Source organism: Aurantimonas sp. C2-5-R2 (assembly GCF_036549495.1).
Classification (GTDB): Bacteria; Pseudomonadota; Alphaproteobacteria; order Rhizobiales; family Rhizobiaceae; genus Aurantimonas; species Aurantimonas coralicida_A.
The window spans coordinates 1-750 of record NZ_JAZHLJ010000263.1 but is presented as its reverse complement, the minus strand read 5'-3'; the positions used below and the strand labels follow the sequence as shown (position 1 = coordinate 750).

The window sequence follows — 750 nt, the reverse complement described above, 5'->3', positions numbered from 1 at the left end:
GGAGGGGGAGGAGGATCTGGTTGCCGGGCTGGATCGCGGATTCGCCGCGCTGGGGTGAAGGCGCTCCGTCCTCGGATCGGCGACGATATTTTGATTGGATGCTGGCTCCGGACTTCGGAGTTTTCTTTTCCGGACGGACGTTGTTGTTACGCATAGACTTTCCTTCCGGTTCACCTCGCTTCCGGCGACGATATCCATGATCTGCAGCGCCAGTTCCTCCTGGATTTCGAGGAAATGGTTCCAGTCGCGGGCGAAGACGTAGGCAAATATCTCGACCGGCAGCGCGTCGGCGCCGTAGCCAAGAAACCGGACCCTGTGGGACTCGGTCTCCAGTCGGGTGTCGACCGAGAACATGGTCCGCAGCGCCGCCAGAAACTGCCGCATCTGGTTGGGCGTCGCCTCGTAGCGAAGTCCAAATTCATGATGGAATCCGAAGCGGTCGCGGCGGGTGAAGTTCTCGATCTTCATAGCCGAGAACTTACCGTTTGGAACCGTGACCGGTGTCCGATCGAGGGTGCGGATGCGGGTCGAGCGCATGCCGATATCCTCGACCGTGCCCAGCATGCCTCCGAACTGGCAGAAATCGCCGGCGCGAACCGGCTGGTCGACGACGAGGGTCAGGCTGCCAACGAAGTTCTCGATGGTCTTCTGGGCGCCGAGGGCGAGCGCGCGTTCGCCGATACCGAGCGCGGCAAGACCGGTCGAGGTCTCGTTATCTCGCCCGCGCCGTTTCGTCAGCTTGACGAGCGG

1 protein-coding gene is annotated in these 750 nt (G+C 62.0%); it reads right to left on the bottom strand.

The features are described 5' to 3' along the window. On the bottom strand, positions 1-750 hold a 750-nt coding region (locus tag VQ044_RS25415), incomplete at both ends, for a mechanosensitive ion channel family protein (protein ID WP_331827915.1).